This is a genomic window from Acidiphilium sp. JA12-A1, assembly GCF_000724705.2.
Classification (GTDB): domain Bacteria; phylum Pseudomonadota; class Alphaproteobacteria; order Acetobacterales; family Acetobacteraceae; genus Acidiphilium; species Acidiphilium multivorum.
The window spans coordinates 1-203 of sequence record NZ_JFHO01000210.1 but is presented as its reverse complement, the minus strand read 5'-3'; the positions used below and the strand labels follow the sequence as shown (position 1 = coordinate 203).

The window sequence follows — 203 nt, the reverse complement described above, 5'->3', positions numbered from 1 at the left end:
CGGTGGCGGCGGAGCGCGATGCGCCCGGCCGCGGCCGCTTCATCGAGCAGGCGGACGAGGGCGGGCTCGGGCGAGGCATCGTCCACCACCACCAGCGGGCAGCGCGGGGCGGCGCGGCGGAAGGAGGCGATGGCATCCGCCGTCGCCGCGGCGTCGCGATAGGCGGGCATGACGGCGCAGAGCGGGGCGCGCGGCGGCAGGAC

General features: G+C 79.8%; 1 protein-coding gene. It reads right to left on the bottom strand.

Translation table 11 applies throughout. The features are described from left to right. Window positions 1-203, bottom strand: a 203-nt coding sequence (locus tag RT91_RS19325) for a hypothetical protein (RefSeq protein WP_035189473.1), incomplete at both ends; no start/stop codon positions are given.